Source organism: uncultured Thermosynechococcus sp., from assembly GCF_938074695.1.
Taxonomy (GTDB): domain Bacteria; phylum Cyanobacteriota; class Cyanobacteriia; order Thermosynechococcales; family Thermosynechococcaceae; genus Thermosynechococcus.
In genome coordinates this window covers 1-9,529 of record NZ_CALJEM010000040.1, presented here as the reverse complement: position 1 = coordinate 9,529, position 9,529 = coordinate 1, and the positions used below count along the sequence as shown (strand labels likewise).

At 53.9% G+C, this 9,529-nt stretch carries 10 protein-coding genes and 1 pseudogene; 8 read left to right on the top strand and 3 right to left on the bottom strand.

What is annotated here, in order from left to right; all coding sequences use genetic code 11:
• Positions 1-820: pseudogene (locus tag Q0683_RS06680) on the top strand (CTP synthase); the annotation flags it as partial.
• On the opposite strand, the gene Q0683_RS06675 reads toward Q0683_RS06680, so the two are convergent.
• On the bottom strand, positions 817-1,062 hold the full coding sequence (locus Q0683_RS06675; protein WP_298976929.1) for a FeoA family protein: 246 nt from the start codon (positions 1,060-1,062) through the stop codon (positions 817-819). The pseudogene Q0683_RS06680 and the gene Q0683_RS06675 sit on opposite strands and share 4 nt — an antisense overlap.
• Positions 1,059-3,248 carry a CHASE2 domain-containing serine/threonine-protein kinase gene (locus Q0683_RS06670; RefSeq protein WP_298976927.1) on the bottom strand — a complete coding sequence of 730 codons (2,190 nt, stop codon included), beginning with the start codon at positions 3,246-3,248 and terminating at the stop codon, positions 1,059-1,061. The genes Q0683_RS06675 and Q0683_RS06670 overlap by 4 nt, the downstream gene beginning before the upstream one ends.
• 378 nt (positions 3,249-3,626) lie before the next feature.
• Here Q0683_RS06670 and Q0683_RS06665 point away from each other — a divergent pair, with 378 nt between their 5' ends.
• The 6 genes from Q0683_RS06665 (at position 3,627) to Q0683_RS06640 (ending at position 7,663) form a co-directional block, all read left to right on the top strand.
• A complete protein-coding gene (locus tag Q0683_RS06665) occupies positions 3,627-4,694 on the top strand; it encodes a LysR family transcriptional regulator (RefSeq protein WP_298976924.1) in 1,068 nt (355 codons plus the stop codon).
• Positions 4,695-4,776: 82 nt separating this feature from the next.
• Positions 4,777-5,046, top strand: coding sequence for a 30S ribosomal protein S15 (gene rpsO / locus Q0683_RS06660; protein ID WP_298614044.1), 270 nt, complete (start codon positions 4,777-4,779; stop codon positions 5,044-5,046).
• A gap of 5 nt (positions 5,047-5,051) precedes the next feature.
• A complete protein-coding gene (locus tag Q0683_RS06655) occupies positions 5,052-5,513 on the top strand; it encodes a PAM68 family protein (protein WP_298614024.1) in 462 nt (153 codons plus the stop codon).
• Positions 5,514-5,741: 228 nt separating this feature from the next.
• Positions 5,742-5,867: a hypothetical protein gene (locus Q0683_RS06650; protein WP_298617134.1), complete on the top strand. Its 126-nt coding sequence runs from the start codon at positions 5,742-5,744 to the stop codon at positions 5,865-5,867.
• A gap of 159 nt (positions 5,868-6,026) precedes the next feature.
• Positions 6,027-7,187 carry a ferredoxin--NADP reductase gene (gene petH, locus Q0683_RS06645; protein WP_298976921.1) on the top strand — a complete coding sequence of 387 codons (1,161 nt, stop codon included), beginning with the start codon at positions 6,027-6,029 and terminating at the stop codon, positions 7,185-7,187.
• A 191-nt stretch (positions 7,188-7,378) separates the two neighbouring features.
• Positions 7,379-7,663: a hypothetical protein gene (locus Q0683_RS06640; protein WP_298614018.1), complete on the top strand. Its 285-nt coding sequence runs from the start codon at positions 7,379-7,381 to the stop codon at positions 7,661-7,663.
• Here the strand turns inward: Q0683_RS06640 and Q0683_RS06635 are convergent.
• Positions 7,660-9,036, bottom strand: a complete 1,377-nt coding sequence (locus Q0683_RS06635; RefSeq protein ID WP_298614016.1) for an isochorismate synthase MenF — start codon at positions 9,034-9,036, stop codon at positions 7,660-7,662. The genes Q0683_RS06640 and Q0683_RS06635 overlap by 4 nt on opposite strands.
• A gap of 128 nt (positions 9,037-9,164) precedes the next feature.
• On the opposite strand from Q0683_RS06635, the gene msrB reads away from it, so the two are divergent.
• A partial coding sequence (gene msrB, locus Q0683_RS06630) for a peptide-methionine (R)-S-oxide reductase MsrB (RefSeq protein ID WP_298976918.1) occupies positions 9,165-9,529 on the top strand: 365 nt, incomplete at its 3' end.

The window sequence follows — 9,529 nt, the reverse complement described above, 5'->3', positions numbered from 1 at the left end:
AACCGGATCTCAGTCAGTGGCAAGCCCTTGTGGAGCGGCTCTACCGTTCCCACAGGCCGTTGAGGTGGCAATCGTTGGCAAATATGTGCGCCTCAGCGATGCTTATCTTTCGGTGGTGGAAGCCCTGCTGCATTCAGCGATCGCCCTTGATCAGGAGTTGCGTATCCGCTGGGTCAACTCCGAAGAAATCGTTGACAACGGTGTGGACACTGCCCTCAGCAATGTTGCGGCCATCGTTGTGCCTGGAGGCTTTGGCATGCGCGGGGTCGAAGGCAAAATTGCAGCTATTCAATACGCCCGTGAGCAGGGGATCCCCTTTTTGGGCCTGTGCTTGGGGATGCAATGCGCAGTGATTGAGTGGGCACGCCATATTGCGGGTTTAGAGAATGCCAACAGTGCCGAGTTTGATGCCAATACTCCTCATCCGGTGATTCACCTGTTGCCCGAACAGCAGGACATTGTGGATTTGGGGGGAACGATGCGCTTGGGCTTGTATGCCTGTCGCCTCACCCCCAATTCCCTTGCCGAAAAGCTCTACGGGGAAACGGTCATCTACGAGCGACACCGCCACCGCTACGAGTTTAACAATGCCTATCGCAGTCTCTTTTTGGAAACGGGCTATCGAATTACGGGCACCTCTCCCGATGGCCGCTTAGTGGAAATTATCGAGTATCCGGCTCACCCCTTCTTTATTGCGGTGCAGTTTCACCCTGAGTTTCGCTCCCGTCCCAATGCACCCCATCCCCTCTTTTACGGCTTGCTGGCGGCAGCAGCTCAGGATGCCAATCGCGAGAATCCGCAACTCGTGCCAACTCTCTAGTTTTTCAAGGGTTCCACCACAATGGTGCGCGCATCCGTTGCCCGTAGGGCCACATCGGTCAGGGTACCCACCCGCACGGCAAAGGTTTGACTGAAGGGGGCACGACGCAGCAGGGTAACGGTTTGGCCAACCGTGAATCCCACGGCGGCAAGGCGGCGTTGCCAAGCGGCTGTTCCCTCAATGGCAGTGATACGCGCCGAGGTACCAAGGGGAAGGTCAGAGAGCAACACAGGACGATTCACAAAATAATTCCCAGGACGGATGAAGCGGGCGTCCCTAGACGTCGCACATCTTGAAGGGCTTCCTTAGCCGAGGGGTAGCGATCGCTAAAGTTAAATTTCACCATCTTATTGAGCACTGCCGCTAGACCTTCACTCACGGTGACACACCGTTGCCAATCCACTTCACCTGTCCGTGAATCTCGCGGTAGATCGCGGGGCTTAATGCCGGTTAGGGCTTGCAGGGCAATCATGCCCACGGCGTAAACATCACTGCTGAGGGTGGGCTGACCAGAGAGCTGCTCTGGCGGTGCATACCCCATCGTACCAATGACCACGGTGCTCCCTTGGGTTTTTGCCACTTCTTGGGGTTGAATTTGCTTGACTGCCCCAAAGTCAATCAATACCAGCTTGCGATCGCTGGCACGGCGAATAATATTGTCGGGCTTAATATCGCGGTGAATCACATAGTGACTGTGGACAAAACTCAGCACTTCTAAGATTTCTCGGAGGAGTTGGAGGGCTTGGGCTTCCGTGTATTTTTGTTTGAGTTCTTGACTCAGCGACTGACCTTCAATAAATTCTTGAACTAGATAAAACTCCTGATTTTCCTCCACATAGGCAAGCAAGAGGGGAATTTGATCGTGGCGGCCTAGCTTTTCAAGGATTTCTGCCTCGGTGTTGAAGAGTCGCCGTGCCACCTGCATAAAGCGCTCATCGGTGCGTCCCGGACGCAAATGCTTGACGACACAGAGGGGATTTCCCGGCCGCTGGGTGTCTTGAGCCAAATAGGTGCGGCTAAAGCCCCCTGACCCCAAGACTTTTTGGATTTTGTAGCGACCACTGAGGAGAGAGCGGGGTTTGCCCGTAATTTCTGTCGGTTCGCGCAGTGCTGCATTGAGGGCTGCTGTATCCTCCGCCATCAGCGATCGCAATAACGCCAAAGCTTTTTCCTGTTCCTGCACTTTGGCTTGGAAAGATTTCCGCTCCTGCTGCGCCTGATAACCAACGTAGCCCACCATGACCGCATTGCTGAGCACTAGGGCGATCGCCGGCGGCATCACGGGAATCCAGCCACTCGCCATGACAAAAATGCCAAAGCCGCTGCCAAAGAGAATCACTAGGCCGCCGGCAACGGCGATACCCAACCACAGCGGTTGCCGCAACCACCAGCCCAGAGCACTGCCCACCCCGGCCCACAGGAGAATCCAACCTAGCACCAGCGGCAGTGGCCAGTACCAAATGGGACCCTCCCCATCGAGAGCAGCACTCAGGAATTGACTCACCATCTGGCCATGGACAACCACCCCCGGCATTTGCTGCGTCACCGCATCACTGCCACTATAGGGCGTGAGGAAAGTGTCCTTGATACTCGGTGCAGACACCCCAATCAAAACCACGCGATCGCGAATTAGGTCTTCGCTTATCCGTCCGGTCAGGACATCCGTGAGGGAAACTGTCGGCCCCACTGCGGTGCGTGAGCGGTACTTCAGCAGGGTTTGCATCCCGCGATCGTCCACCCCCACATAGCCACCGGCATCACTGGTGAGGAGAGGAAAATGCACACCGTTCAGGGTCAAACCCTTGTCATCGAGTTTAATGGTCTGAGTTGGCTCCTGATCCAGGTAACGTAGTGCCACCATTAGGGCAAAGGAAAAGGGCGTTGTACACCGCTGCGCTCTAGGATTGCTGATTGCAAATAGATTGCGGCGAATGACGCCATCGTTGTCGAGGGGAATATCGGCAAAGCCCACCCGCTCTGGCACTTGCTCCAAGGGAATACTCGGTGGCGGCGGCACTTCGGGTTGTTCTGCTGTTTCGCCCATGGATTTGCACACTGGAATAATACGCGGATTAACGCGAATCATGTTTTGCAGCGCAGCATGGCCAGGGGGCTGCGGCAAATCACGAAAAATATCCAAGCCGATGACACGAGGACTTGCCGCATTGAGGCGGGTGAGCAGATCCGCCAGCGTCGCATCTGGCAGCGGCCACGTTTTTTGCGCTTGAATGTCCTGCTCCGTCACCAGCACCGTCAGGATACGCGAATCGGGGTCGCGGGCGGGTTGCAATTGCACATAGAAGTCATACAAACTCAGTTCCGATGGCTGGAGCAGTCCCAGTTGGCGCATGCCCATCACCACAGCAGCCACCCCTAGGGTGGTAGCAACAACCGGCAGCGGCAGCCACTTGGGCCAAGCGTAGGGCACGATTTTACCTCCGCGGGCAATTGTGTAGCGGCTCTTCGAGAGCATCGCTAGACCGATTTTAGCGAACGGCAATCTTCCCTTTTCGCTACTGCTAGAAGATGAGCAACTCAGTAGGGGGTCAAGAAGTCACAAATGCAGGCAAATGTTCGGGTGGGGCTGGATCGGGGACCGGTGGCTCCATAGCGAAATAACGTAACAGCCTGTAACAAAAGTCAGCGATCCCCTGGGGGAAACCCAACCCTTACAATAGGTTCAGACGTGCTGTTTTACGTCACTGGCACGCCAAAGTCTTTTTGCGGGGAGAGATATCAATTGGGCATGATTCCTGATAAGTTCAGAAAAACGCCTTTTAATGGCACGCCGATGGCCTCAATGCCTATGTCCGAATTGCCCTTTTCCCTTGATCAATTGCGCATCCTGAAGGCGATCGCCCTCGAAGGCAGCTTTAAGCGAGCTGCTGACAGCCTCTACGTTTCCCAACCCGCAGTGAGTTTACAAGTGCAAAACCTAGAGCGCCAACTGGATGTTCCCCTATTTGATCGCGGGGGACGCCGCGCCCAACTCACCGAAGCCGGAAAACTCCTACTGGCCTACGGCGATCGAATTCTTTCCCTGTGCCATGAAGCCTGCCGCGCCATCGAAGACCTGCAAAAATTGCAAGGGGGGACACTCATCATTGGGGCGAGTCAAACCACTGGCACCTACCTGATGCCCCGCATGATTGGGCTATTTCGCAGCAAGTATCCCGAAGTTGCTGTTCAACTCCATGTCCATTCCACCCGCCGCACCTGCTGGAGTTTGGTCAACGGCCAAATTGATCTGGCAATCATTGGCGGTGAAGTCCCTTCAGAACTGAGTGAGCAAATCACCGTTACCCCCTATGCTGAGGATGAACTGGCTCTCGTTTTACCGGTGGATCATCCCTTGGCGAGTGCCGAAACCCTCACCAAAGAAGACTTGTACAAATTGGGCTTTATTGCCCTCGATGCCCAATCCACGATTCGCAAGGTGATTGATCAGGTTCTCCAGCGCGCCAACATTGACCCTCGCCGCCTCAAGGTAGAGATGGAGTTAAATTCTATCGAGGCGATTAAAAATGCCGTGCAGTCGGGCTTAGGGGCTGCTTTTGTCTCCGTTTCCGCCATTGAGAAGGAGCTACAACTAGGGAGCCTACGGCGGGTGGGCATTGAAAATGTGGTAGTGAAACGCACACTGTCGCTGATTACCAATCCCAATCGCTACCGATCGCGGGCAGCAGAGGTCTTCTGCCGCGAAATTCTCACCCAATTTGCCACCTTCGCTATTGATACAGAACTGACAACGGCCAAACCGCCGATTTCCGATAGCGAAAAACCCCTCAAGGAACTGCTGACGATCGCCCCCACTGAGGAAAACAGCACCAATGTCAGCAATTCCCAGGGCAGTGCAGGTAAACAGGCAGAATAGTTGCAGTTCAAGGAGTTTATTATTTGAAAAGAACGGAGTATGATAATAGATCGCGCCGTTCATAATTGAATAATTGATGACCATGGCTCTACAACACGACGTCAAACAAAAAATCATTAACACCTACCAAATCCACGCTACGGATACCGGCTCTGCGGATGTCCAAGTTGCTATCCTCACGGAGCGGATCAAGCAGCTTTCCGAACATCTAAAGGCGAATAAAAAAGATCACGCCTCTCGCCGAGGATTACTGAAAATCATTGGTCGTCGCAAGCGGCTCTTGGCCTACCTCCATCGCCATGATGCCCAACGCTATCGCCAACTCATTGAACGTCTCGGAATTCGGGGTTAAGGACAATGGCAAAACGGTCGGATCTGCCTTTTGAACCTAAAAAGAAAAAAGGAGCAACAAAGTCTGTCAAAGCTCCTGCCACCGCAGCCGTCCGTTCTAATGCCTCAAAACCTTCACCCAAGCAAGCCAAAAGTACAGGGATTCCTGAAATTGTTAGCCAGCGGATGGTTGCCCGGATGGCCATTTTCTGCGGTACCCCTACTCTTTTGGGATTGATGACGTTTCCCCTGAGCTATTTCATTGTGCATGAGGGTTGGTTTCAGTTGCCCAATGTAGCCGTTGTCATCGCCACTCTCGGTCTCTTTGGCCTTGGTGCCCTTGGGCTGAGCTATGGCATTCTTTCGGCCTCTTGGGATGAGCACGAACAGGGAAGTTGGCTTGGCTGGCGAGAGTTCCGCACCAATTTCGGTCGCGTCGTGGAGAGTTGGCAGGCCTATCAAGCCCGGCGATCGCCGAATGCAGATTGAGCACTCTCCGCTCATTAAGAACATCTGAAGAATCGGTGAGAGATTTTAATTGCTGCCCTAGGTTGATTCTTGACTATCCTATTGCGCCAGCTCCCCATGGCGTTGTCATTTTTGGTTTAACGCAGGTTTCTAACGACATCTCCAATTTAGGGATTTCCTATGCCAAGTTGCCAGTGCAACCCTACCTTCGGCATTGGCATCCTGACCACCACCCTTGGAGACTGTCCTATGGCAAAATTAGTGGCACCTGCCGATGCCGCCTTGTACGAGGCCAAACGCTCAGGGCGCGATCGCTATATCTTGCAAACCCATGCTGAGGGGGGAGAACCTGTCTCTTGTGGGCAAGAAATTTAGCCCTATCCCTAGGAAAAGCCCCTGTCGCTGCCCTTGCTAGATATAATGTGGGTGGCCGAAGCACGGCAATCCCATAGCCAAAACGTGATAGTAGATCGCGGTTGGGACGTTGTGTTGCAGAATGTAAAGCTGAGTTAATTTTTGGAGATCGTGTAGCCCATGTACAATGTGACCAGTTCTGGCAGTCGGATGTTTCGCTATGAAGTGGTGGGACTGCGACAAAATGCCGAGACCGATAAAACTGACTATGCCATCCGCAACAGTGGCAGTCAATTTTTCAACGTTCCCTATGACCGCATGAATCAGTTTATGCAGCAAATTACCCGCTGGGGGGGCAGAATTGTTAGCATTCAACCCCTCAATGGTACAGGTGCGCCCTTGACTGCTGCCACGGAATCTACATCCAATAACGGTGCTGCCGCTGTTAAAGAAAAGAAAGTTGATATTCCCCTTAACATCTATCGTCCTAACAACCCCTGCATCGGCAAGGTTATCTCCAATGAAGAATTAGTGCGGGAAGGGGGCGAGGGAACCGTCAAGCACATTATTTTTGACATTTCCGGCACCGAGTTGCGCTACCTCGAAGGCCAAAGTATTGGGATCATTCCTGCGGGCACCGACGCTAACGGCAAACCCCACAAACTGCGCCTCTACTCCATTGCCTCGAGCCGCCATGGCGACTTTCAAGATGATAAAACGGTTTCCCTCTGTGTGCGGCGTCTAGAGTACAAGGACAAAGAAACCGGTGAAACCATCTACGGCGTGTGTTCCTCCTACCTCAACCAGTTAAAACCCGGCGATGAGGTGAAAATTACCGGGCCAGTGGGCAAAGAAATGCTCCTGCCTGAGGACCCCGAAGCCACGATTATCATGCTGGCAACGGGAACCGGGATTGCCCCCTTCCGTGCCTTTTTGTGGCGCATGTTCAAAGAAAATAACCCCGATTATCAATTCAAGGGGCTGGCGTGGCTCTTCTTTGGTGTCGCCTACACCGCCAATATCCTCTACAAGGATGAGCTAGAGGCACTACAGGCCAAATATCCCGATCACTTCCGCCTCACCTATGCCATCAGCCGCGAACAGAAAACCCCCGACGGCGGCAAGATGTACATCCAAGGCCGCATTGCCGAGCACGCCGATGAACTCTGGCAACTCCTCCAGAAGAAAAATACCCACGTTTACATCTGTGGTCTCAAGGGGATGGAGCCGGGGATTGATGAGGCGATGACCGCAGCGGCGGCTAAAAATGGTGCCGATTGGCAGGAATTCCTCAAGGGCACGCTTAAGAAAGAGGGTCGCTGGCACGTGGAAACCTACTAGAGAGAGCACTGGGGGGCGATCGCCCCCTTTTTCCGTCAATGCCGCTGGACTTTTGGATCTGTCAGGATAGAAGTAGCCTAGTACCTGAAGATCAATACTTGCTTTGGCGTACGGTCGCTAAAATACAGCCCATTTAACGCCAAGCTGCTAGCATTCCCATGTTCTGATGGTGAGTCACTGAGCGATCGCCTATGATTTATCCTCGCTTTCTGCGCAAAGCCTACCGCAAAGAACCCATCTCTGCCTTCCTCCTGCTGATGGGAGGGGTTGATTCGACCATTGGTGGCTTGGGGGGCTACAACGGTCTATTGCTATTGGGTCTGGGTCTAATGGGAAGTGCGCTCCTCTTTCGCTTCCTTCAGCGATCGCCGGAACGTTCTTTTCCTGAGAAGGTACCCCAGTATGCCCTGCCGCCCCAATCCTCTCAACCCTTGCCAATGCTGACCATCAGCAAAAAGCAGCCCCCCCTACGCTAGGCCAAAGCGGCGATCATTGTCTGAAACTTCCACAGGATTTCCTGCCATTCGCGTTCCGGCTGAGAGCCTTTAACAATACCAGCTCCAGCAAAGAGATGGGCACAGTTTCCCTGAAGCTGAGCAGAACGGATACCGACGATAAACTCCCCTTCTCCGTTGGGTGTCACCCAGCCAAGGGGAGCGGCATAGCCCCTGCGATCGAAGGATTCCAGTTGCCGCAGCCAGTGTTGTGCCCGTGAAGCGGGATACCCCGCCACTGCTGGGGTAGGATGGAGGGCAGCAACCACCTGGAGAATATGAGTTGGCCGAGGAACGGGAGCCTGAACTAGGGTCTGCAAATGTTGAATATGACTCAATTCAAGGATGCGGGGCTGGGGAGGTACCTCACAGATCATGCCGAGCTGCTGGAGGGTTTGGCAGAGAAACTCGACAATCACTTGATGCTCGTAACGCTCCTTAGGACTTTGGTAGAGGCCATGGCGCAGGTTTTGATCCTCTTGCAGCGTTTGCCCCCGCGGACGGGAACCCGCCAAGGCATCGGCCCAGAGAACGCCGTTGGCAATTTTAACCAACCGTTCGGGACTGGCTCCCACAAAGACCGGTTGCCGCTGTTGACCCACACTGAAGATGTAGCAATTGCCATGGTGCTGGCGCAGGTTGTGTAACGTCCCCAGCCAACTAAACTCTTGGGGTTGCTCTAGGGTAAGGGCAGCAGCCAAAACCAATTTCTCTAAGTCTCCCTCCCCTAGGAGCTGGAGGGCACGATTGGCACTCGCAATAAATTGTTCATATTGCTGGGGCAGAGGCGGTAGAGCGATCCCCAGGGGGGGTGGACAAGGGGGCGGATCGGCGAGAAGGTGTGCTAGTGCCCGCTGCACCAGTTGCCAGTCTTGCCAAAGGCGATGAGGTGTACTGGTTTCTAAGGCACAATTGAGGGTGAGCCAAACATGATCAAGATGCTGCATCACCTGCCAGCGGGGTAAGACCCCCCGATTCGAGCCTGTGTGCTCCCAAAAACTAAATTGACAAAAGACGCGCGGTTCGGCTGGGGCGATCGCCCACACGCGGCTGAGGGTTTGTTCACTAAAACGCTGGAGTTGCGTAAACCGTTGATCTCCTTGAGCATGACGAGTTGCCACCGCACCACAGGCAGCAACAATCTGCCCCGCTTGCTCAAGGTAAAAATGCTCACTTTCGCCACTGACCTGCATCAGGCCAGCCAACAGCATTAGGGGATCAACCGTCGGTAAAGGCAGCCCCAGACTCAGGAACTGACAATTGGCCTGCTCTGCTGCCTGAATTCCAGCGCTGACCTGAGCATAAAACTCGGACTCAGAGGACAAATCAAAGGTGAGGGGCAGCGAAACGGGCATAACCAAACAAGGTCAAGATTGCCCTTACATTTTCCCCTTGGCAGGGAACCTTTGGCAAAAAGACTGGAACTTCCCGATGTCCCTGATTATGCTGAAGAGTAAGATCACTGTCTATTTCTGAGGCAAAAATGGCTAAGGTTGTGAAAACTGATGCTGAATGGCAAGCTCAACTGACTCCTGAGCAGTACTATGTCACCCGCAAAAAGGGAACGGAGCGCGCCTTCACAGGCTGCTACTGGAATAACAAAAAGCCCGGTCTCTATCGCTGTGTTTGCTGTGGCACGCCGCTCTTTCACTCCGAGACGAAGTATGATTCTGGCAGTGGCTGGCCGAGTTTTTGGCAACCCCTTGACCCCAAAAATATCCGCATGGAACCGGATTTCTCCCACGGCATGGTGCGCACGGAAGTTCTGTGCGCTGTCTGTGATGCCCACCTAGGTCACGTCTTTGAGGATGGCCCGCCACCCACAGGACTGCGCTACTGCATCAACTC

What these genes read in the sequence shown, in the direction of transcription:
- Q0683_RS06665 (WP_298976924.1), top strand. Translation starts at nt 3,627, where the DNA reads ATGTCCGAATTGCCCTTTTCCCTTGATCAATTGCGCATCCTGAAGGCG.
- rpsO (WP_298614044.1), top strand. Translation starts at nt 4,777, where the DNA reads ATGGCTCTACAACACGACGTCAAACAAAAAATCATTAACACCTACCAA.
- Q0683_RS06655 (WP_298614024.1), top strand. Translation starts at nt 5,052, where the DNA reads ATGGCAAAACGGTCGGATCTGCCTTTTGAACCTAAAAAGAAAAAAGGA.
- Q0683_RS06650 (WP_298617134.1), top strand. Translation starts at nt 5,742, where the DNA reads ATGGCAAAATTAGTGGCACCTGCCGATGCCGCCTTGTACGAGGCCAAA.
- petH (WP_298976921.1), top strand. Translation starts at nt 6,027, where the DNA reads ATGTACAATGTGACCAGTTCTGGCAGTCGGATGTTTCGCTATGAAGTG.
- Q0683_RS06640 (WP_298614018.1), top strand. Translation starts at nt 7,379, where the DNA reads ATGATTTATCCTCGCTTTCTGCGCAAAGCCTACCGCAAAGAACCCATC.
- Q0683_RS06635 (WP_298614016.1), bottom strand. Translation starts at nt 9,036, where the DNA reads ATGCCCGTTTCGCTGCCCCTCACCTTTGATTTGTCCTCTGAGTCCGAG.